This window comes from Paraburkholderia caledonica NBRC 102488 (assembly GCF_000685095.1).
Classification (GTDB): domain Bacteria; phylum Pseudomonadota; class Gammaproteobacteria; order Burkholderiales; family Burkholderiaceae; genus Paraburkholderia; species Paraburkholderia caledonica.
On sequence record NZ_BAYE01000005.1, the window covers coordinates 353,684 to 375,685 of the forward strand.

Annotated in this window: 16 protein-coding genes; 3 read left to right on the forward strand and 13 right to left on the reverse strand. The window is 63.6% G+C overall.

The window, feature by feature from the left end; translation table 11 throughout:
• Positions 1-3,315: an efflux RND transporter permease subunit gene (locus tag BCA01S_RS13360; RefSeq protein WP_027777315.1), complete on the forward strand. Its 3,315-nt coding sequence runs from the start codon at positions 1-3 to the stop codon at positions 3,313-3,315.
• Between the two features lie 149 nt (positions 3,316-3,464).
• On the opposite strand, the gene BCA01S_RS13365 is transcribed toward BCA01S_RS13360, so the two are convergent.
• From BCA01S_RS13365 to BCA01S_RS13375, 3 genes are all read right to left on the reverse strand, one after another.
• Entirely contained in the window at positions 3,465-3,929 is a 465-nt protein-coding gene (locus BCA01S_RS13365) for a hypothetical protein (protein ID WP_027777316.1), read from the reverse strand.
• A 22-nt stretch (positions 3,930-3,951) separates the two neighbouring features.
• Positions 3,952-4,515, reverse strand: a complete 564-nt coding sequence (locus BCA01S_RS13370; RefSeq protein ID WP_027777317.1) for a peroxiredoxin — start codon at positions 4,513-4,515, stop codon at positions 3,952-3,954.
• A gap of 230 nt (positions 4,516-4,745) precedes the next feature.
• Entirely contained in the window at positions 4,746-6,083 is a 1,338-nt protein-coding gene (locus tag BCA01S_RS13375) for an EAL and HDOD domain-containing protein (protein ID WP_027777318.1), read from the reverse strand.
• A 294-nt stretch (positions 6,084-6,377) separates the two neighbouring features.
• Between BCA01S_RS13375 and BCA01S_RS13380 the strand changes: the two genes are divergently transcribed.
• Together BCA01S_RS13380 and BCA01S_RS13385 are read left to right on the forward strand one after the other, a co-directional pair.
• Complete coding sequence (locus BCA01S_RS13380; protein ID WP_020071464.1) at positions 6,378-8,192, forward strand: putative bifunctional diguanylate cyclase/phosphodiesterase; 1,815 nt, start codon at positions 6,378-6,380, stop codon at positions 8,190-8,192.
• A 91-nt stretch (positions 8,193-8,283) separates the two neighbouring features.
• Positions 8,284-9,741, forward strand: coding sequence for an HDOD domain-containing protein (locus tag BCA01S_RS13385; RefSeq protein ID WP_027777319.1), 1,458 nt, complete (start codon positions 8,284-8,286; stop codon positions 9,739-9,741).
• A 129-nt stretch (positions 9,742-9,870) separates the two neighbouring features.
• On the opposite strand, the gene BCA01S_RS13390 is transcribed toward BCA01S_RS13385, so the two are convergent.
• From BCA01S_RS13390 to BCA01S_RS13435, 10 genes are all read right to left on the reverse strand, one after another.
• Positions 9,871-11,256 (reverse strand): EAL and HDOD domain-containing protein, encoded by a 1,386-nt coding sequence (locus BCA01S_RS13390; RefSeq protein WP_027777320.1) that lies wholly within the window; start codon positions 11,254-11,256, stop codon positions 9,871-9,873.
• A 321-nt stretch (positions 11,257-11,577) separates the two neighbouring features.
• Positions 11,578-12,378 (reverse strand): ABC transporter substrate-binding protein, encoded by an 801-nt coding sequence (locus tag BCA01S_RS13395; protein WP_027777321.1) that lies wholly within the window; start codon positions 12,376-12,378, stop codon positions 11,578-11,580.
• Between the two features lie 279 nt (positions 12,379-12,657).
• Positions 12,658-13,710, reverse strand: a complete 1,053-nt coding sequence (gene astE / locus BCA01S_RS13400) for a succinylglutamate desuccinylase (protein WP_027777322.1) — start codon at positions 13,708-13,710, stop codon at positions 12,658-12,660.
• On the reverse strand, positions 13,694-15,034 hold the full coding sequence (gene astB / locus BCA01S_RS13405; RefSeq protein WP_027777323.1) for an N-succinylarginine dihydrolase: 1,341 nt from the start codon (positions 15,032-15,034) through the stop codon (positions 13,694-13,696). Before astB ends, astE begins: the two co-directional genes overlap by 17 nt.
• Before the next feature lie 9 nt (positions 15,035-15,043).
• Positions 15,044-16,507, reverse strand: coding sequence for a succinylglutamate-semialdehyde dehydrogenase (gene astD, locus BCA01S_RS13410; RefSeq protein ID WP_027777324.1), 1,464 nt, complete (start codon positions 16,505-16,507; stop codon positions 15,044-15,046).
• Positions 16,508-16,509: 2 nt separating this feature from the next.
• Positions 16,510-17,547, reverse strand: coding sequence for an arginine N-succinyltransferase (astA, locus tag BCA01S_RS13415; RefSeq protein ID WP_027777325.1), 1,038 nt, complete (start codon positions 17,545-17,547; stop codon positions 16,510-16,512).
• Positions 17,544-18,602 (reverse strand): arginine/ornithine succinyltransferase subunit alpha, encoded by a 1,059-nt coding sequence (gene aruF / locus BCA01S_RS13420; RefSeq protein WP_027777326.1) that lies wholly within the window; start codon positions 18,600-18,602, stop codon positions 17,544-17,546. Before aruF ends, astA begins: the two co-directional genes overlap by 4 nt.
• 64 nt (positions 18,603-18,666) lie before the next feature.
• A complete protein-coding gene (locus BCA01S_RS13425; RefSeq protein ID WP_027777327.1) occupies positions 18,667-19,902 on the reverse strand; it encodes an aspartate aminotransferase family protein in 1,236 nt (411 codons plus the stop codon).
• A gap of 186 nt (positions 19,903-20,088) precedes the next feature.
• On the reverse strand, positions 20,089-21,138 hold the full coding sequence (locus BCA01S_RS13430; protein ID WP_027777328.1) for a GlxA family transcriptional regulator: 1,050 nt from the start codon (positions 21,136-21,138) through the stop codon (positions 20,089-20,091).
• A gap of 24 nt (positions 21,139-21,162) precedes the next feature.
• Positions 21,163-21,954, reverse strand: a complete 792-nt coding sequence (locus BCA01S_RS13435) for an ABC transporter ATP-binding protein (protein ID WP_027777329.1) — start codon at positions 21,952-21,954, stop codon at positions 21,163-21,165.
• Between the last annotated feature and the right edge of the window lie 48 nt (positions 21,955-22,002).

Sequence of the window (22,002 nt, forward strand, 5' to 3'; positions counted from 1 at the left end):
ATGAACCTGTCGCGTCCATTTATTTCGCGCCCCGTCGCCACCACACTGCTGGCAATCGGCATTGCGCTATCCGGCATGTTCGCATTCACGAAGCTACCGGTTGCGCCGCTCCCGCAGGTCGATTTTCCGACCATTTCGGTCCAGGCATCGTTGCCGGGCGCGAGCCCGGACACGGTGGCGACCAGCGTGGCGAGTCCGCTCGAACGGCATCTCGGTTCGATAGCCGACGTCACGGAAATGACGTCGACCAGTTCGGTCGGCTCGACGCGCATCACCATGCAGTTCGGTCTGAACCGCGACATCGACGGCGCAGCGCGCGACGTGCAAGCGGCGATCAACGCCGCGCGCGCCGATCTGCCCGCGAGCCTGCGCAGCAATCCGACTTATCACAAGGTCAATCCGGCTGACGCGCCGATCATGATTCTCGCGCTCACGTCGAAAACGCTCACCGCCGGCCAGCTCTACGACTCGGCGGCCACGGTGCTGCAGCAGTCGCTGTCGCAAGTAGACGGTGTGGGCGAAGTGGACGTCAGCGGTTCGGCGAATCCGGCTGTTCGCGTCGAACTGGAGCCGCAGGCGCTTTTTCACTACGGCATCGGTCTCGAAGACGTGCGCGCGGCGCTCGCCGCGGCCAACGCGAACAGTCCCAAGGGCTCGATCGAGTTCGGCCCGAACCGCGTACAGATCTATACGAACGACCAGGCGAGCAAGGCGTCGCAGTACCGCGACCTCGTGATCGCCTATCGCAACGGCTCGGCGGTCAAGCTATCGGACGTGGCGGAAGTTGTCGATTCAGTCGAGGATCTGCGCAACCTCGGGCTCTTCAACGGCAAGCGTTCGGTGCTCGTGATCCTGTACCGCCAGCCGGGCGCGAACATCATTGAAACGGTCGACCGCGTCACGGCTATGCTGCCGCAACTGCATGCATCGCTGCCGGCCGACGTCGACATCTCGCCTACGTCCGACCGCTCGGTCACGATCCGCGCGTCGCTGAAAGACACCGAGTACACGCTATTGATCGCGGTCGCGCTCGTCGTAATGGTCGTGTTCCTGTTCCTGCGCAACTGGCGCGCCACGCTCATTCCGAGCGTGGCAGTGCCGATCTCGATCATCGGCACGTTCGGCGCCATGTACCTGCTCGGCTTCTCGATCGACAACCTTTCGCTGATGGCGCTGACTATCGCGACGGGCTTCGTCGTGGACGACGCTATCGTGGTGCTGGAAAACATCTCACGCCATATCGAGAACGGCGTGCCGCGCATGAAGGCTGCATTCATCGGCGCGCGCGAAGTCGGCTTCACGGTCATGTCGATCAGCATCTCGCTCGTCGCCGTGTTCCTGCCGATCCTGCTGATGGGCGGCATCGTGGGCCGGCTGTTCCGCGAGTTCGCGCTGACGCTGTCGCTCGCGATCGGCGTTTCGCTGATCGTCTCGCTCACGCTCACGCCAATGATGTGCTCCCGCCTTTTGCGCGAGCCCCGGGAACAGAAAGAGGAAGGCCGTTTCGGACGTTGGCTCGAACGCGGTTTTGCGTCCATGCAACGTGGCTACGAACGCACGCTCGGCTGGGCGCTGCTGCATCCGCGCCTGATCCTCACTGTTCTGCTCGCGACCATCGGCCTGAATATCTGGCTGTATATCATCGTGCCGAAGGGCTTCTTCCCGCAGCAGGACACCGGGCGGCTCATCGGCGGCATTCAGGCCGACCAGAGCACGTCTTTCCAGGCCATGAAAGGCAAGTTCGCGCAGATGATGGAGATCGTCAGCAAGAACCCGGCCGTGGATAGCGTGGTCGGTTTCACGGGCGGGCGGCAGACCAATTCGGGCTTCATGTTCGTGTCGCTCAAATCGAAGGGCGAGCGCAAGCTTTCCGCCGATCAGGTGATCCAGCAACTGCGCGCGCCGCTTGGCGACGTAGCCGGCGCACGCACGTTCCTGCAATCGGTGCAGGACATTCGCGTGGGCGGGCGGCAATCGAATGCGCAGTATCAGTTCACGCTACTCGCCGATTCGACACCCGACCTGTATCTGTGGGGACCGAAGCTCACCGAGGCGCTGCAGGCGCGCCACGAACTGACCGACGTGAATTCCGACCAGCAGCAAGGCGGCCTCGAAGCGATGGTGACCATCGACCGCGCGAGCGCGTCGCGGCTCGGCATCAAGCCCGCGCAGATCGACAACACGCTGTACGACGCCTTCGGTCAGCGCCAGGTATCGACGATCTACAACCCGTTGAACCAGTATCACGTGGTGATGGAAGTCGCGCCGAAATACTGGCAGAGCCCCGACATGCTCAAGCAGATCTACGTCAGCACGTCGGGCGGCAGCGCGAGCGGCGCGCAGACCACCAACGCGCCTGCGGGCACGGTGACGAAGGCGACCACCACGTCGTCCACGAGCGCCTCGGCGGGCGGCACCGCGGGCACCACGGCGTCGAGCGCCGCGACGATTGCCGCCGATTCCGCGCGCAACCAGGCGATCAATTCGATCGCCGCGAGCGGCAAGTCGAGCGCTTCGTCGGGCGCGGCCGTGTCGACTTCGAAGGAGACCATGGTGCCGTTGTCGGCGATTGCGAGCTTCAGTCCGGGCAACACGCCGTTGTCGGTGAATCACCAGAGTCAGTTCGTGGCCTCGACGATCTCGTTCAACCTGCCGCCTGGCGTGTCGCTGTCCACGGCAACCCAGGCGATCTACGAGACCATGGCGCAGATCGGCATGCCGGCGACTATCCACGGCAGCTTCCAGGGAACGGCGCAGGCCTTCCAGCAGTCCATGTCGGACCAGCCGATTCTGATTCTGGCCGCTCTCGCAGCGGTGTACATCGTGCTCGGCATCCTGTACGAGAGCTACATTCACCCGCTGACCATTCTGTCGACGCTGCCGTCGGCGGGCGTAGGCGCGCTGCTGGCGCTGCTGCTCTTCAAGACCGAGTTCAGCATCATCGCGTTAATCGGCGTGATTCTGCTGATCGGCATCGTCAAGAAGAACGCGATCATGATGGTGGACTTCGCTATCGAAGCGTCGCGGCAAGGCCGCTCGTCGCGTGACGCGATTCACGAGGCGTGCCTGCTGCGTTTCCGTCCGATCATGATGACCACGTTCGCGGCCATGCTCGGCGCAGTGCCGCTCGCGTTCGGGCGCGGCGAAGGCGCGGAGTTGCGCGCGCCGCTCGGCATTGCGATTGTCGGCGGGCTGATTGTCAGCCAGATGCTGACCTTGTACACGACACCGGTGGTCTATCTTTACATGGACCGGATTCGCGTTCGCTGGGAGTCGAGGAAAGCGCGCAGAAGCGGTATTGCTCCGTCTGCGTGATGCGTGGCGTTGTACTGCTGTGCTGTTGTGCGTGCACAGCGTCGCGCATGCGCGGGGTACAGCGGTTGAACCGGCAGTACCGCCGCTTCACCGCTGCTTCACCGCTGCTTCACCGCTGCTTCATCGGCTCTTCACCGCTGCAAACGACCTCAAAGTTTCTGGTCGATAGCGAGCAAAAAAATGCGCCGCCATTGCTTTGCTTGCCCTTCGCTCTGCATAGGCAAGTGCCACACGCCATGCGCGGCATCCTTCACTTTCAGCGCAACCCGCCATTGCGCGCCGTCGCGCTCCATGTCGGCCCCGAGCAGGTCGGCGAAGATATATGCGCCCTGCTCCGGGGCCAGATAAATCTCACACAGACGCTTGCCCGACGCGAGCCGCACCGAGCCCCAAGTGCCGTCGAGCCGGTGCGTCCAGTCGCCGTCGCGAATATTCGGTGCCACTTCCTTGCGGCGGCGCAACCAGTACGCGACGGCGGCAATCAGCAGCACGGCGGCCAGCACCGCCGCACCGACGGCGACCGTCGTGCCGAAGGCCGACTGCAACCCATAGAATGCGCGCACCGCGCCATAGACCAGCGCAATCAGCGCCAGTAGCGCAACAATAATCGGCATGGCGAGTTCCCGACCATACGCCTTACGGCTGCTTGTGCGTCGCGGCCCAGTCCTTCACGGCCTTAAGCGTATTCTCGACGTGCTTTTCCGGCGACAGGCTCGTGTATTCGTAAATGATCTTGCCGTCAGGCGCGATCACGTATGACACGCGATTGGCCATCGAACTATGCATCGGCAAGCCCGCGTCGTATTCGCCAATCACTTTCGACTCCGGGTCCGCCGCAACCGGGAATTTGCTGCGGCACTCGCTCACCGAGAATTTCGTCAACGTGTCGATGTTGTCGTGCGACACGCCGATCACCGTCGCGCCATATTTCTTGTATTCGTCGACGGCCTCTGCGAATTCATGAGCCTCGATCGTGCAGCCCTTCGTGAAAGCGGCCGGGTAGAAGTACAGCACTACCGGTCCCTTCTTCAGCTCGTCGGCAAGCGAATACGTGTACGTCTTGCCGCCCAGCGACGCCTGCGTGGTGAACTGCGGTGCCGGATCGCCCGGCTTGAGCGTCGCGTTTGCTGCCAACGAATACGCGGCGAAGGCCACCGACACGGCAGCGGCCAGCGCCGCCGGTATGAATTTTCTTTTCATCTGCTGATCCTTTGAGCGTTGATGCACACGATTCCGGCGACGAGTCTACGGCCTCGCCGTTCCAGCGCGACCATGGTCGGCCCGGCTCGATCCGGGCGCCTTCCAGGCGGCAGCCTGGAACAGAGCTAAGCGGCAAAGCCGGACATGACCGACCGGCCCTGCGCTCTATTGGACCACGTACACGCAGAATACGTGCGCCGCACCTCGCAGGATGCAAGCAACGGCGCGGATCAGGCAGCCGCTTCTTCCACATGCGCGCCAAACCACGCGGCAGCGGAGAGGTTGAGTTCGGCGAGTACCTCGGGCGTGAGCGCGGCGAATTCCGGCGGCGCATCGGGTCCGAGCGCAATCGGCGCGGCGTCGCCGCCTTTGCCCGCCAGCTCCGCGATGCGCAACAGCCTGCCGAGCGCTCCGTGATGCGTGACGATTGCCTCGCGGATCTGCGGCGCAAGACCGAGCTTTTCCAGCACCGCCTTCGGCGTGCTGCCGAGCAGCACATGTACGAGCGAAAAAATCCCGGTCATGAACGCGGCATCGGCGAATTCGTCGTCGGCGGGACGCATCCAGGCCGCCGCCAGTTCCATGAAGCGCGAACGGGTACCCGCCAGTTGCACGAGCGGATCGGCGCGCCACGGCAGATCGCCGCTGTCCGCATAAAGCAGCAGTTGCGCCCAGCGCGCGATCTGGCGCGTCCCCGTTGCGATGATCGCCTCGCGCAACGACGCGATATTGCGCCCAAGACCGAATGCGCTCGAGTTGACGAGCCGCAGCAACTGGACGACCACGCTCGGGTTCAGCTTCAGTTCGGCTTCGAGTTCGACGATACCCGCATCGCGCGACAGTAGCGCGAGCAGTCGCAAGAGGCTCGGACGCGGAGACCGGTTGCGCGGCGCGGCCAGCACCTGGGGCCGCGCGAAGAAGTAGCCCTGAAACAGATCGAAACCGAGATCGCGGGCGAGCGCGAAGTCCTCGCGTGTCTCCACTTTTTCGGCTAACAGCGTCTTGCCGTAGCCGCGCATGGCGGCCGCGAGTTCAGGCAGATCCGCTCGCTTCGTCTGCAAAAAATCGATCTTGACGATGTCCGCATGCGGCAACATGGCGAGCAGTTCGCCGGACAGTTCGCTGACGTCGTCGAGCGCAACCTGGAAACCGCTGCGCCTCAGTTCGTTCAGCCGGCGCGCGAGTTGCGCATCGAACTTCACCGTTTCGAGGATCTCGAGCACGAAGCGTTCGGGCGGCATGACGTGGACAATGTCGTCGAAGAGCATCGCCCGATCAATATTCACGAAGCCGCGATGCCGCCCGAGTACCGCAGGCACACCGATTCCGCCGAGGGCGCGCGCCACGACCTGCGCCGTCGCCTGAGCGTCGTCGGTGATTTCTGCGTAGTTGTGGGCGCCGGCCCGGAACAGCAGTTCGTAGGCGTTGAGCGCGCCCTGGCTATCGAGGATCGGCTGGCGTCCAAGATAGACGAACTGGGGCGCGGACGCCCGGTCGGCATCCTCGCCGGACGAGTCGCGCACCTCGATGCGCCGGGCAGTCGCACGGACCAAATGAAGTTCAGACATGGATCATCGGTGCAGCTTGTCGGAGTGTGGCGCGGCAGCGGCGCACCGCCACCGCACAAGGGGTTTGCCGTATTAACGGACGCCGGGTCGCCGCACTTTAACCCGATCGCCGGAACGCCCGGCCATGGCGGCCCGCCGTGCCTTACGAAGTTTTTCCCGTTCGCCGGCTAAAGATTTCGGGGCGCGAGCCGTTATCTTGTTCTGATGGGGCGGCCTGATACCTTTTGACCGCCTTCACCAGGCGAAAAGCAAGCCGCTCCGCCTGCAGACGAACACAGGTTGCCAGCGACAAACATGGAAGCGAACAGGATCACCGCGCCCCGCCGGGGCTCCTTGCGCACGGTCGTCGACCGGCTTCTTGCGCTTGGCCGTCGCGTGGACGACACGCCGCAAGCAGCCCCGCCTCCGCCGCCGCAACTCGAACAGGTGGTGGGCGCCGTCGATCTGCTCGCGCACGTGGACAGCGAACTGCGCTTTATCTATGTGTCCGACGCGAGCCTGCGCTTTATCGGCTATCACCGCGAATATCTCGAGACGATCACGCTGCATGAACTGGTGGCCCAGGCCGATGTGCCGCGCCTCGACGCGCTGCTCGCCCGCGCGGCGGCTTCGGGCAACGTGGAGAAAGCCACGCTCGGGCTCATCAAGTCGCTCACCTACCCGATCACCGTGGAGTTGCGCGTGGTGCGCAGCAGCCACAACGGCATCGGCGGCTATGCGATTGCCGGCTTCGACGTGTCCGCCTGGCGTGCGAGCGAGGAGCGCCTCATCCAGGCACTGCATCTGGACCGCCTGACCAACCTCGCCAATCAGTCCGCGCTGATTCCCGCGGTGCTCGAAGCGCAACGGCAAGCCGACGCGCACGGCACGCCGGCCGCGCTGCTGCTGCTCGACATCGACGATTATCAGCGCGTGAACCGCGCGCTCGGCTACGATGCCGGCGACGAGATGCTGCGTGACACCGCGCGGCGTCTCATGAACATGACGAGTCCGAGCGAAACCGTGGCGCGCGTGGCCAGCGACGAGTTCGCGATCCTCGTGAAGCCCGCTGCGAACCGCACTGACGCGGCCGCCGCCGCCGAAACGCTGGCCCGGCGCCTCTTGACCGCGATCCAGCAGCCTTATGTATTTAGCGGCCAGCAGGTGCATCTTTCGGCGAGCATCGGCATCGCGCTGTATCCCGATGTGCGCCACGCCAACGACACCGCCGCGCACGACACGCATCTGCTGCGCTGGGCCGACCACGCGTTGTTGCAGGCCAAGGCGGCCGGCGGCAATACGCTCGCGTTCTACGTGCCCGACGACAATCCCGCCGACGCGGAGCGCCTGAAGCTCGAGGCGGATCTGTACGACGGCGTGCGCAACGGCGAATTCTCGCTACATTTCCAGCCGATCACGAGCAGCCGCACGCACGGCGTGGTCGGGGTCGAGGCGCTGATCCGCTGGCTGCATCCGGTGCATGGTCTCGTGCCGCCGTCGATGTTCATTCCGCTCGCGGAATCGATCGGCCTGATCAACTTCCTCGGCAACTGGGTGCTGAAAATCGCGTGCATGCAGTTGATCCAGTGGGACGCCAAGGGCATTTCGCTGCAATACGTCGCCGTGAACGTGTCGCCACAGCAGTTCCGCGATCCGCGTTTCAAGGACGCCGTGCGCGAAGCGATCAATCTGACCGGCATCGACCCGCGGCGCCTCGTGTTCGAAATTACCGAAAGTCTGCTGATGCACGACCCGGCACATGCAAAGGTGTTGCTGGAGGACCTGACCGCTATGGGTATCCGCTTTGCCGTCGACGATTTCGGCACCGGCTATTCAAGCCTGGCTTACCTGCAACGGTTTCCCCTTGCAAAGCTCAAGATCGACAGGAGTTTTGTCGAGAATCTGCTAACCTCCCGAAACGACCAGGCGATTGTCAGCGCGGTGGTCGGCCTCGCCCAGACACTCGACCTGGAACTGGTCGCGGAGGGCGTCGAAACCGAAGCGCAGCGCGCCCTGCTCACCGAAATGGGATGCGACCACATACAGGGCTGGCTCGTCTGCCAGGCGTTGCCTTCTGACGAACTGGCGCAGCGTTTCGAAGCGCGCTCGCTTCACCTGCACAGCGCCTAACAGTGCGGGTCAAGCGCTTACGCAGCGGCACAAGCCGGCTTCAGGCCGGCGTGGCATTCATTGGAACATGTATGGTTTTTGCGGGACTCACATGGTAAAGGCGGCTGTGCTCGACCGGCTGTGGACGCGAATGAGCGAGCGCGGCGATTTCCCCATGCTGTCGCAGTCGCTGCGCACCACCATGGCGGCGATGAACAACGACGACCTCGACTTCACCGGCCTCGTGCAGGTCGTGCTCTCGGACTTCGCGCTCACGCAAAAGGTGTTGCGGCTCGCGAACTCGGCCATGTATATGGCTTTCGGCGGCAATATCACCACCGTGTCGCGCGCGCTGATGGTGCTCGGCATGGACGCGGTCGGCCATCTCGTGGTCGGCCTGAAGATCGTCGATCACTTTCATCACAGCGCGCCGCGCCGCATCGACGCGAAGCTCGAACTGAACCGCACGCTGCTCTCGGGCTGCGTCGCGCGCAAGCTGACCGAGCGCGGCGATCTGCGTGCCGGCGAGGAAGCGGTGGTCTGCACGCTGATGCGCCAAATCGGCAAGCTGCTGGTGGTGTTCTATCTCGACGCGGAATGGGATCAGATTCGCCGCCACATCGACGGCGGCACGCAGGAAGCGGACGCTTGTGTGCTGGTGCTCGGCGTGACGTTCGACGAAATCGGCGCCGAAGCCGCGGTGCGCTGGCGCCTGCCCGACATGATCCGCTCGGGCATGGGCGAGTTCGATCCGCAGGACACGGAACAGCCGCGCCAGGTGCAGTGGCTGCGCGCGATCACCAATTATTCGACGGCGGTCGCCGACGTCCTCACGCAGCAGAACGTGCCCGACTTCGAGCGCGAGGAACGCATCGCCGAACTCGCCCAGGAATATAGCCACGCGCTCAACACCGATCCCGAAGTGCTGCTCGAAATGAGCGTCGCGCTCGCCCGCGAGGAAGGCGGCGACGGCGTGATGCGCGAAATCGTCGAGCTGCGCGCGAACGCTGACGCGATGGCGCGCGAGGCGCTGAATCCCGAAGCGCGCATTGCAGCAGGTGTCGAAGATCTGCGCGCCCTCCCCGACACCAGTTCGCTCGCGCCGGCCCTCGGCATGGCTTCGGAAACGGTGCTCGCGGCGCTTGGCTTTGCGCGCACGGTGGTGTTCGTCAAGCACAGCAACGGCACCTTCCGCGCGCGCCTGGGTCTCGGCCCGAAAATCGATGCGGCGCTGCCCAAGCTTACGTTCGGTTCGGCCTTCGAGCCCGACGTGTTCCACCTTGCCATAGCGAATTCGGTGGGCATCTTCATCGAAAACGCGCGCGATCCGAAAATGGTCGCGCGCCTGCCGGAATGGTTTCGCCGCTCTTTCGACGACGCCCGCGCCTTTGTGCTGTTACCGGTGGTGGATGAGACCGACCAGACGGTCGCGCTACTTTACGGCGACTGGTCTCACACTCAGGAGCCACGGCGCATCTCGCAGAAAGAGATGAGCGTACTGAACGAACTGGCCAAGGAGTTAGGCCGTTTTTTCGGCCTGGGGCAAATGCGGGAAATGGAGACGATGTAAAAACGTGGCGTGATCGTTGATCACGGTGCGTGAGTCTCCTGCTTCCGCATTTGCCCGACGCCTGATTTTGCAAGTCAGATTCGCGATGCCGGTTTGCGCTGCATACGGGCATCGCTTAAATCTCTGAGCTTAGTCCTCGATTCTTTCCAGACCTTCCGCGCTGCGGTCCGCGACACCTGCCCATGCGCCGGCGGCGAGTCCCATTTGAGCGACCTCTTCCACCGTCAACGGCGCAAGCTGTGCGCAGAGTGCGGCAAGCTCGACCCACGAGCCGTTTTCCAACGCCTCGACAGTGTCCAGCAACAAACCGAGCGCGCCCTCGCGTTGCAGAATCGCCGCCTGGATCGGACGCGACAACGTGAGCACATTCAACGTGCTTTCGAGCGAGCCGCCGAACACCGCGTCGACGAATGAAAACACACCCGTCAGAAACGCTGCGTCGGCTTCGTCGCGGCCGGCTTCCGGCAAGCGTTCGATCGCCAGTTCCATGAAACGCGCGCGAGTCGCCGCGAGTTGCAGCAGCGGATCGTCTTCGAGCGCGACCTTGCGGCCGTCGGCGTAGAGGAGCAACTGCGTCCAGCGCGCGATGCGGTCGGTGCCGGTCGCGTTGATCGCCTCGCGCAGCGTGGTCACCTTATGACCGACTGCGAGCCCGCTGGAATTCGCGAGCTTCATCAGATGCATCACCAGCACGGGATTGAGCTTGAGCTCCGCTTCGAGTTGCGCGACCGTCGGGTCGCCCGCAAGCAGTTGCAGCAGATTCAGCAGCGCATGGCGTGGCGCGCTGACGCGCCGGGTCAGCGCGGTTTGCGGGCGCGCGAAGAAGTACCCCTGGAAGCGGTCGAAGCCGAGGCCATGCGCCGTTTCGAAGTCGGCTTGCGCGTCGAGCCCCGATGCGATCAGCAGCTTGCCCGCCGACTTGAGCACGCTCGTCAGCTTCGGCAACAGCGCGGCGGGTGCGCGCGTGATGTCGATCTTGATGGCTTCCGCATAGGGCAGCAGTTTCGCGAAAGTCTCGTTGGGCTGCGTCACTTCGTCGAGCACGAAACGGTAGCGACGGCCATGCAGTAGCACGATGCGCGCAATCAGTTCGTCGTCGACTTCCATATTGGGCGGCAACTCGAACAGGAAGCGCTCGGCGGGCAACCGCTCGATTGCGTCGTCGAACAGCATGTCCCGGCTCATGTCGATGTACGCCGGATGCCCGGTCAGTGCGCCGCGCACATTGCTCTGCGTGAGGTCGCGGATGATCGCTCGCGCTGCGCGCTGCGCCGGCGTGGGCGCGCGGCCTGCTTTGGCGGCGGCGTTGTCCGGGTTGCTTTCAGCGTCGGCGTCGAGGTCGTGATCGAGGTCGGGCAGCGGTTCCGCCGGCAATTCCGGCGCGCGTATCTTGAGCTCGTAACCGCACAGCATGCCGTCCCGATTGAGGATGGGTTGCCGTGCGAAGCTGGCGTTCAACTGCTCATCGTCCGTGGCGCCCGCATGGCCCGGATTTTCGACTGCAATGGTGCTCATTCTGGTCCCCCGCGACGCGACGCGCCGGCGCCTGTAGCTGTTTTGGCTGTCTTATTGCTGCTGCCTTATTACTGCTTTATGCGTGCCGCTTTATGCCCGTCTTGTCGCTGTCCTGGCGTCGCCACCGTACAGATTGCGACTAATTTATCGTTTGCGACGGCAGCACGCCTGGCGATTTTAGCGCAGGCAGTCTTGCACGGGCATGTCGAGAAAACAATATCCGCAAAAATTTCGTAATAGCAGAGAACCGGTGTTCTAATCCGAAATAAAAAACGGCCGCAACTAGCGGCCGTTCCTCTCAGGTTGTTGCGCGGCGACGCGTTACTTCAGCACGACCTTCACGTCGAAATACTTCGCCGCAAAACGGTCGATAGTGCCGTCTGCCTTCAGTTCCTTCAGCGCCTGGTTCAATGCGCCCTTCAGCGCCGCATCGCCTTTGCGGATGCCGAAGCCGACGCCCGCGCCGAGCAGCTTCTCGTCGCTGACAGCGGGGCCGGCGAATTCGAAGCCCGCGCCTTGCGGTTTCTTCAGAAAGCCCTTGGACGCCGCCTCGGCGTCCTGGAACGATGCGTCGAGCCGACCGGATGCGAGGTCCGCATAAATCTGGTCTTGCGTCTGATACGGCACGACGTCGACACCCGCCGGCGCCCAGCGCGCCTTCGCGTAGGTTTCCTGGATCGTGCCTTGGAGCACGCCGACATGCTTACCTTTTAACGACGCGGGCGTCGGCAGCAAGCCGCTGCCCTTCTTCGCGATCATCTGATTCGGGATCGTGTAGATCGGGTCCGTGAAATCCACTGCCTGACGGCGCTGGTCCGTGATCGTCATGTCCGAGTTGATCGCGTTGAATTTGCGCGCCTGCAACGCGGGGATCAGACCGTCGAACGAATTTTCGACCCACACGCATTTGGCCTTGAGCTTCGCGCAGACAGCATTGCCCACATCGATGTCGAAACCCTGTAACTCGCCCGACGGCGACTTCGATTCGAACGGCGCATACGACGCCTCTACACCGAAGCGCACTTCCTTGATGTCCGCCGCCACTGCGGAGCCTGCCGTTACTGTCGCCGTTGCGGTCGCGAACAGCGCGAGCGCGGCCGTGTTTCGCCAATTCATCTTCATTGCGGGTGTTCCTCTACGGTATTGAACAAGACAGAGCCGAATCCGGACAGGCATGATTGCCGCGCCAAAAATGCGATTCAAACTCGTGCGGCCGATGTGGTGCAGCGCAGCAGCCGCGAGGCGGGGATTGTACAAGCGGCCGCGCCGCGCCTGCGGACAACGGAGCCAAGCCTCCAGGCGGAACGCAGATTCAGGCGCACATTCAAACCTGCAACTTGATGTCGCGTGCACGCAAAAACATCTACGCCTATGCAGCCGCCTTTCATGCGGATCGCGCCGTTAGACGAGCTTCGCCAACGTGTCGCGCGTGGTCTCTATCACCATCAACCCGGCGCGCAAGCCGGGCTTGACGGCCGCGTTCGGGAACACGAGCCGCTCCTCGTCGTGTTGCACGACGTACCGATAGTCGCCATCACGCGCGAGCAACGTGCCCTTGCCGAACGGCGTGAAGTTGGCGACATCGGGCGCGACCAGCAATTCGAACGCTTCGCTCGGCTTTGTGATCTGATCGATCACCGTGAAGGCGCGAGGCAGTTCCGCCTGCTCGCGGCCACTCGTGCCCGCGAGCAGTTGACGCAAGGCCGCGTCCGCGCCGGCAAAGCGCGTCAGGTCGTTCTGGCCGAACGGGCGCACTTTGCCCAGTTCGAGCGTGCACGCTTCGGCTTCGCACGCTTGCGCGGTGAAATGCGAATACGTATTGCCCTTCGTGGTGTGCAAAAGCACGGCACTGATGCGTGCCTCTGCAAGCCACTCGAACATCGCGCGCGAAAACGGCCTGCCGGTATGCGGCAGCAACGCGAAGCGCTCGAACGCGGACGCGCGGATTGCCGTGTGCATGTCGATGTGCCACCGTGCTCCAGGCTGCCGCGATGCGGTGGCGAAGAACTGCGTCGCCGCCTGTTCGAGCGCGGCCGCGCGCGGCGCTTCGTAACTGTGCGGCAACTGCAGATGCCGGCCGCTGAAGAGGCGGTTGAGATCGTCGTCGCGATAACGGCATGCGTCGCGCATTGCATCGACATTGCCGAGAATCACCAGCAAACGGCACGTCAGCGCAGCCTCGCCACGCGCTATGTCGCGCACGAGATAAGACAGCAGTTCAATCGGCGCGGTCTCGTCGCCATGCACGCCCGCCGACGCCAGCACGCTGCGCGTGTTCGCCGCAATCGCCGCGGGCTCCATCAACAGAACGCCGTCGTCGAGCCACGACCAGCGCACGCCGCTGGCACACCTACCTTGTGTTTCGTTCGTGGAAGGCCGCGTGCCCGCGAGCGTGTACGCGAGAAAATCGTCCAGCATCGCGTGCTGCGCGTGGCGTTCAGCGCTGGAAGTCATAAAGCGACCCGAGTCTGAGGATCTGCGTCAGTTCGTCGAGTGCGCTGCGCGATTCGACGAGCAGTTGCGGATCGGTAAGATCGGCCGGGGCGAGACGGTCGCGATAATGCTTTTCGATCCACGAATCGAGACGGCCGAACAACGTGTCGTCGATCCACACGCCTTGTGTGACCGCCGCGCGCTCCGCGTCGCTCAATACGACACGCAGGCGCAGGCAGGCAGGACCGCCACCGTTCTTCATGCTTTCGCGCAGGTCGAACACGAGCACGTCGTCGATAGGACCCGTATGCGATGTCAGATCGTCCAGGTAAGCGGCCACGCGCGGATTCTCGCGGCACTCCTGCGGCACGACCAGAACCTGCTTGCCGTCGGGGCGCGTCAGCAACTGGCTGTTGAACAGATACGACGAGACCGCGTCTGCCACGCTCACTTGCGCGTCGGGCACTTCGATCACATTGAACTGAGCCTTCAGACCCGCGAGCTTCGCGCGCAATTCGTCATACACCGCGTTCTGCTCGACGAACGCAAGCTCATGACAGAACAACGTATTGCGATTGCCGACCGCGATCACGTCGTTATGAAACACGCCCGCGTCGATCACCTCCGGGTTCTGCTGTGCATACACCGTGGCCTCGTCCTGCAAACCGTGACGGTGCGCAACCGCGCGGCTCGCCTCGAACGTTTGACGCGCGGGGAAGCGCTTCGGCTCCGGCCCACGACGATACTCGCTGCGGCCATAAACGAAGAATTCGACACCACGGGTGCCATATTCGGAACAGAAGCGCGTGTGATTCGCCGCACCTTCGTCGCCGAGCGCAGGCGTGCCGGGCAGCGCCTCGTGCACCGCGAAGCGATCGGCGTCGCTGAAAATGGCGCGCAACGTGCGGCGCGTCGATTCGTGCTCGATCGCGCGATGCAGCTTGCTGCACAGATTGGCCGGCGTGAAATGCACGCGGCCGTCGTGCGTATCGGCGGACGGACTCACCGTCGCGGCATTCGCGGTCCACATCGCCGATGCCGAACTTGCGGCGGCCAGCAACTCAGGCGCGTTTTTCGCCACGCGCGCGATCACCGTCGCGTCGTCGCCGGAAAAACCCAGTTCGCGCAACAGACGCATCGACGGGCGTTCCTGCGGCGGCAACACGCCCTGATGAAAGCCGAGATCGGCCAACTGCTTCATCTTGCGCAGGCCCTGCTTCGCGGCCGCCTTCGGATTCGCAACCGACTTCTCGTTGTTCTGCGACGCGACGTTGCCGAACGACAGCCCCGCGTAGTTGTGCGTCGGGCCGACCAGACCGTCGAAATTGGCTTCAGTGGCTTGCATCGTCGATCCTTAGAATTGGAGGCCCGGCGAGACGCTCGCGGGCATTTGCAGTTGCGCGCTTTCGACGGAAGCCATCGGGTACGCGCAGTAGTCGGCCGCGTAATAGGCGCTCGGCCGGTGATTGCCCGAACGGCCCGGTCCGCCGAACGGCGCACCCGACGAAGCCCCGTTAGTCGGCCGGTTCCAGTTGACGATGCCCGCGCGGATGGTGCGCTGGAAGTGCGTCCACAGCGATTCGTCGTCGGCGAGCAGTCCTGCGGACAGGCCAAACTCGGTGTCGTTGGCTTTTTCGAGCGCTTCGTCGAAGCTGTCGTAACGGATGATCTGCGCAAGCGGTCCGAAATGCTCCTCGTCGGGCAGATTCTTCACAGCGCTCACGTCGAGAATAGCCGGCGTGACGAAACCGAGCTTCGGATCGCGTTGCTCCATCTTCAGCAACGCGCGCGCGCCGTCGGCAAGCAAACGCTCCTGCGCGGCGACGAGCCGCGAAGCCGCGCGCGCCGAAATCACCGCGCCCATGAAAGGCTGCGGTTCGGCGTTGTATTCGCCGACGCTGATGCGCGACGTCACTTCGACGAGGCGCGCCAGGAAGCGCTCGCCGAACGCGTCGTTCGGCACGAAGATACGGCGCGCGCAGGTACAGCGCTGTCCCGCTGACAGAAACGCCGACTGGATGGTGTGATGCACGGCGGCGTCGAGGTCCGCCACCGGTCCGATCACGAGCGGATTGTTGCCGCCCATTTCCAGCGCAAGCACGATCTCCGGACGTCCACCGAACTGCTTGTGCAACAATGTTCCGGTGTCCGAACTACCTGTGAAAAACAGGCCGTCGATCTGCCGGTGGTTCGCGAGCGCAATGCCCGTGTCCTTCTCACCCTGCACGAGATTGAGCACGCCGGCGGGCAGGCCCGCGTCGCGCCACGTCTGCACGGTGAGCGCCGCCACGCCCGGCGCGAGTTCCGACGGTTTGAAAACAACCGCGTTGCCCGCGATCAGCGCCGGCACGATATGCCCGTTCGGCAAGTGGCCCGGGAAGTTATACGGCCCGAACACCGCCACTACGCCGTGCGGACGATGCCGCAATACCGCGGTGCCGTCCGCCATTGCCGAACGCTTTTCGCCTGTGCGCTCGTTGTATGACTGAATCGAAATTTCGACTTTAGCAGCCATCGACGCCGCTTCGGTGCGCGCTTCCCACAGCGGCTTGCCGGTTTCGCGGCCAATCGCTTCGGCGAGCGCCTCTTTGCGTTCGGCGACGAGCGCGGCAAAGCGGCGCACTACCGCGCACCGCTCGTCGAGGCTCGATGCGGACCATGCTGCGAACGCGCGGCGCGCGCTGCGCACCGCGCGGTCCACGTCGTCTGCGGAGGCGCTATTGCCTTCCCACACCGTCGCGCCCGTGCCCGGATTGCGCGACGCGAATGCGGGTCCTGTGCCGGCGGCCCATTCGCCGTCGATGAAAAGCTCGCTCATGATCATCCTTGTTTGTGTTTCAGCGCCAACACCCGAACCGGGTCGCCTGCTTTGACGCCCAGCGCCGACGCTTCTGTCGCATTCATGCGGAACACGCCGTCTTGCGGCACGCCCGCCGCCACGCCCACGCGAAAATCGCCGAGCGACGTGTTCGACACCATCGAGCGCGGTGCATCCTGCGCCGCGCCCTCCGGTACGTCGGCAATCTCGACGGGCACCAGCACGCTTTCGCGCACCGTGCGCAAGTCGGAGATGTGGCATTCGAGCACCGGACCGGCATCGAAAATATCGACGTGGTTCTCATAGCGCAGCCCTTCCGCTTCGAGCATGCGGCGCGCCGGAATCGTGTCGTTATGCGTGAGGCCGACGCATTCCTGCGCCTCTTGCGGCAACAACTCGACATACACCGGATAACGCGGCATCAGTTCGGCAAGGAACGCTTTGCGTCCGTGCGAGCTTAGATAGTCCGCCGCGTTGAAATCGATCTGATAGAAGTGCGAGCCGACCGCGCGCCAGAACGGCGACGTGCCTTCCGCATCGAAATGCCCGCGCAATTCCGCGCATAGGCGCTGCGGAAAACGCTCACGAAACTGCGCGAGGAACATGAAGCGCGAGCGCGACAGCAAGCCGCCCACACCGCTCGTGCGATATCGCGGGCTCAAAAACAGCGAACATACTTCCGCATAGCCGGTCAGGTCGTGCGAGATGTTCAGCGCGCGCATGCGCGTCCAGATGCCCAGGTCCTGGCTCGCGTGTACCACGGTGCTCACGCGATAGTTGTAGAACGGCTGCTGCAGACCGACCGCCGCTTCGATTCCGCACACGCCGGCCACGTCGCCGGTCGCGGTGTCTTCCATCACGAAGAAGTAGCCCGCTTCATGCGGCTCGGCCTTGTCTTCCATCGTGCGGCGCGCGCGTTCGACTCGCGCCGCAAGCGCGTCGCGATCCGGCTTGAAGGTGGTGAGCCCCGGCCCGGTTTCCTGCGCGAGCCGCATCAACGCGTCGACATCGCCTCGTTGCACCACGCGAACGACGATCATTGCGCGTCTCCCGATTGTTCATTCGTTTCCGGTCGATGCAGCGGCACGCAGCGCACCGTATCGCCGTCCTGCACGCCGAGCGCCGCACGCGCCGGCTGGGCGAGCGGCGCGCCTTCGTTCCTCGCCGTGGGCAACTCGCCGAGCACGCAGCGGAATTGACCCTCCCCGCCGTTGTGGGCGATCAGATACGTCGAGCCGTTCGCCCCGGCCGCCGCCTCGTGCGCCACCCGTGTTTCATTGAGCGTCACGCAGGCACTGCGGTCCACTTGCGCGGTGAGCACCGGCCCCGCGTCGAAGATGTCGATGAAGCGATCCGTTTCGAACCCTTCTTCGAGATGTATCTCATACGCGAGCAGAGCCTTCGAATCCGGCTCGCCCAGCACACGCTGCGCCGCTTCCGGCAGCAACGGCACATAGATCGGGTACGTCGGCATGACTTCGGCGATGAACGTTCTACTACGCCCGCCGGACTCGATTTCGATGTCGGCGAAATTGCGGCCGAAAAACCTGCGCCCTACCGCTTCCCAGAACGGCGACACGCCGTTCTCGTCGGTGACGCCTAGCAGCAGCGAGAACACTTCGGGTGTGAAGCGCTTGCGATTGGCCGCGATATACATCATTCGTGCGCGCGACATGAGATGCGCGGCGGCGTCGCCGCGCAGCGACGGGTCGATGTAGTAGCCTGCGAGCCGACTCTTGCCGGTCAGCTCGTGCGACATGGTGAGCGCGTGAATCTTGCGGTTCACGTGCAGTTCACGCGATGCATGGATCAGCGCGTCGTTGCGAAACGCATAGAACGGATCGGAGTAACCCGCGGCGGCAACGATGCTCGCCGTGCCCATCAGCTTGCCGCTCTCCGAATCTTCGAGCACGAACAGATAGAACTCCTCGCCCGGGAAATCGACCTCCGCGCGAAACGAGTCTTCTGACAACGCGACGCGTGCTTCGAGCGCGCGCCGGTCGTGCGGTAGCGAATGCAGCACCGGTTGCGCGGTGCGCGCCATATGTTCGAGCGCATCGAGATCGGCGAGGCGGCCGGGGCGTACGAAGAGCATCATCGTTCCTGTTCAATGTGACGCATGAGCGAATGCGGAGCGTTGGAACCGTTGAAACCGCCGTTCACCTGGACGCAGCTTCGGCCTTCACGCCGACAACGTCCGCGATTGCTTTCGCAAGACGCTCGAAGCCCTCGTTCATGTCGTCGAGCGGCATGATCAGCGACGGCACGAAGCGCAGCACGTCCGGTCCTGCCATCAGCATGATGACGCCATGCTGGCCGGCCGCCGTGACGAAGTCTTTCGCGCGACCCTTGTACGCGTCGGTCAGTTGCGCGCCGATCAACAGGCCCTTGCCGCGCACCTCGTCGAACAGGCCGAAGCGCTCGTTGAGCTTGGCGAGGTGGCCCTTCAGCACTTCACTGCGGGTACGCACGCCTTCGAGCAGCTTCGGATCGCTGACCAGCTCCACCACTTTTTCCGCGATGGCGGAGCCGAGTGGATTGCCGCCGTAAGTCGTGCCATGCACGCCGACCTTGAAGTGCGCAGCGAGTTCGTTCGTGGTCAGCATCGCGCCGATCGGAAAGCCGTTGCCGAGCGCCTTCGCGGTGGTCAGGATATCGGGCGTAACCCCCGTGTCCTGATACGCGTAGAAGTAGCCGCTGCGGCCCACACCTGTTTGTACCTCGTCAAAAATCAGCAGCGCGCCGTGCTGATCGCAGGCTTCGCGCAGCGCTTTGAGGAACGCCGGATCGGCGGGAATGACGCCGCCTTCGCCTTGAATCGGTTCGACGATAACCGCGCAGGTCTTCGCGCCGATCGCCTTTTGCGCGGCCTGTATGTCGTTGTACGGCAGGTGAACGATGCCTTGCGGCACCGGCCCGAAGCCTTCCGAATACTTCGGCTGACCGCCCACGCTGACGGTGAAGAACGTTCGGCCATGGAACGACTGCGTGAACGAGATGATTTCGTATTTGTCGGCACCATGACGCTCGAATGCGACGCGGCGCGCGAGTTTCAACGCGGCTTCGTTCGCTTCCGCGCCCGAGTTCGCGAAGAAAGCGCGGTCGGCGAACGTCAGTTCTTCGAGACGCCTGGCGAGACGCAGCACCGGCTCGTTGGTGTAGCCGTTACCGATGTGCCAGAGCTTGCTACCCTGCTCATGCAGGACTTTCAGCAGTTCGGGATGCGCATGACCGAGCGCGGTGACGGCGATACCGCCGGCGAAGTCGATATAGTCGCGGCCTTGCGTATCCCAGACGCGTGAGCCGAGACCGCGATCCGGCACGAAGGCGGCGGGTGCGAATACCGGCACCATGACTTCGTCGAAGGTCTTGCGTGTCACAGTCAGGTCGTTCATGGCAAATCCTCGTTACGGGTGAGAGGTAGTACAGATAGTGTAGGAAACCGCACGCGTTACGTCTTGCGCATACGCGACGCTTTCTATGAGCTTCCGCGCGGCATGCGAGGCCACACGCTTGCTGACCAGCTGCATCGCCAACCGACGCCAACACTTGCCGCCTGCTTGTCGCCTGCTTGCCGCCCTTCAGTCGCCCCTATCCGGCGGCTCGATCAGCGCACCCGCGCGCGGCTCGCTGGCTGCGGCGCCGCTTGCGCCGGTCTGTTTGTCGATCCAGTTGCGGCGGTCCTCGCGAGGCGTCACACCAAAGCGTTCGCGATATGCATTCGAAAAGTGCGCCGCCGACGAAAACCCGCAAGCGAGACTGATCTGCACGACCGACTTGCTGGTGCGCTGCAATTGCGTGCGCGCCTTCGAAAGGCGCAAGCCGAGATAGTATTTGGACGGCATCGAGCCGAGATACTGGCGAAAGAGGCGCTCCAATTGGCGTCGCGAAACGCCGACGAGCCCCGCGATTTCGTCGGTGGTGAGCGGATCCTCGATGTTCGCTTCCATCAGCAACAACGCATCGTTCAGGCGCGGATGACGCTCGCCGGGCGCCGTCACGAACGGTATGCGTTGACGCTCCTCGCCCGCGCGCAACACGCCGACGCCAAGCGTATCCGCGATGCGATCCGCGAGCTCCGGACCGTGCTCGCGGCCGATCATCGCGAGCATGAAGTCGACGGTCGCCTGCCCGCCCGCGCAAGTGGCGCGATCGCGGTCGATTTCGAAAATTTGCTGGGTGACGATGGAGCGCTCGAACTGCTCGGAAAACTGCTGATACGTTTCCCAGTTCACGCTGACGCGATAGCCCGACAACTGGCCCGCCATTGCAAGCCACCACACGCCGTGATGAATGCCGGTGACAAGCGGCGTGCGTTGCCCGACGCGCGACAAACTTGCGAGAAACAGGCGGTAGTCGGCGAATTGCTGGAACCGTTCGCTGACCACGATCAGCCAGTCGCATACCACTGCGTCGCCGAAGGCCACGTCGGCCGGCCATTGCGCGCCGCCCGCCAACGGCACCGCGCGGCCGTCCCACGAGTACACCTGCACGCGGTACAGCGCGCGGCCGTCGATTTCATTGGCGAGATTGAGCGCGTCGACAATCGGCCCGACGCCCGACATCGACACAGGCGGCAATGCCACGATTGCAACCTGCATGGTGCGTGCGGGGCTGGACGTGCGAGCCATCGATCAGATAGAAGACGGCGAGCGTTACTTCAGGCTGCCGGAGAGGAACTGCTTGAGCCGCTCGCTGCGCGGCGAACTCAGCACCTCGGCGGGCAGGCCTTCTTCTTCCGTACGGCCCTGATGAAGGAACATCACATGGTTCGACACGTTGCGCGCGAAACCCATTTCGTGCGTGACGACGATCATCGTGCGCCCTTCTTCGGCGAGCTTCTGCATGACTTTCAACACCTCGCCGACCAGTTCGGGGTCGAGCGCGGAAGTGGGCTCGTCGAACAGCATGACGTCAGGGTCCATTGCCAGTGCACGGGCGATCGCCACGCGCTGCTGCTGACCGCCCGACAGATGCGACGGATATTGTTTTTCCAGACGCGGCGCGAGGCCCACTTTCTCGAGATATTCGCGCGCGCGCTCCTCGGCTTCGCGACGCGGCAAACCGAGCACATGAATAGGCGCCTCGACGATGTTCTCGATCACGTTCATGTGCGCCCACAGGTTGAAGTGCTGGAACACCATCGCGAGCTTCGTGCGGATGCGCTGCAATTGCTTGTGATCGGCCACTTCCAGATTGCCGGCGCGGTCGGCTTTCGTCTTGACCGCTTCGCCGTCGACGACGATCTGCCCGGCGTTCGGCCGCTCGAGAAAATTAATGCAGCGCAGGAAGGTGCTCTTGCCCGAGCCGCTCGCGCCGATGATGCTGATCACGTCGCCCTTGTTCGCATTGAGCGATACGCCCTTGAGCACTTCGTTGTCGCCGTAGCGCTTGTGGATGTCCTGCACGGCGAGCTTGCAAGCTTCGGTTTGCGTGGTGTGGAGCAAGATGCTCTCCCTGTGAATATACGGATCGAACGTCGACGGCGCGCTTTT